The sequence below is a fragment of the Pseudoalteromonas sp. T1lg10 genome, assembly GCF_002964545.1.
In the GTDB taxonomy this organism is placed as follows: Bacteria; Pseudomonadota; Gammaproteobacteria; order Enterobacterales; family Alteromonadaceae; genus Pseudoalteromonas.
The window spans coordinates 1-689 of the sequence record NZ_PQBV01000044.1 but is presented as its reverse complement, the minus strand read 5'-3'; the positions used below and the strand labels follow the sequence as shown (position 1 = coordinate 689).

Genomic DNA, 689 nt, shown 5'->3' with positions numbered 1-689 from the left:
CCCAGGTTTGCATAAATTGTATGACTTTCTCTTCGTTGACTTGGTCAAACGCCGAGGTTGGCTCATCCAGTAACACAATTCGCGGGTTTTGCAAGATTAACCGTGCCAATGCAACGGCTTGACGTTGACCACCAGAGAGGCTTCTGCTGCCAAGAATAGGCATATCTAAGCCCAGCGGATGCGCACGCACAGCAACACCAAAACCAATGCTATCAAGGACGTTGAAAATGGCCTCATCCGTGTGATTATTGCCTGCCAACTGAAGGTTTTCGCGTAACGTCCCGTAAAACAAACAAGAATCTTGTGGCAAATAGCCGATATCACGCTGACGGTCCGCGGGATCGAGTTGTGTCATGGCAATATCATCAAGCAGCACTTGGCCGCTATCGACGTCTTCTAAGCCCGCTAAGATCCGCAACAGGCTCGATTTACCAGCGCCGTTGCTGCCAAGTAACACGGTGTGACTTCCTGCTTTAATCTGCAGTTTATTAATGCTCAACGCTGGCGGCCCTTCATTGCCATAACTAAGTTTGACATTTTCGAGGCTGTAATCGCCATCGAGCCTAGGTTTATGAGCAAACTGGCGGCCTGGAGGGCGTTCTGTAGGCGCCTGCATAATCTGGTCAAGTCCTTCAAGGGCAACCTTAACATGCTGCCATCGCACCAGCACCCCAGTGATTTGATTTACC

General features: G+C 50.1%; 1 protein-coding gene. It reads right to left on the bottom strand.

Translation table 11 applies throughout. From position 1 onward, the window contains the following. Positions 1–689 (bottom strand): ATP-binding cassette domain-containing protein (locus tag C2M17_RS12530; RefSeq protein ID WP_158684021.1); only part of this gene is annotated, 689 nt, incomplete at both ends.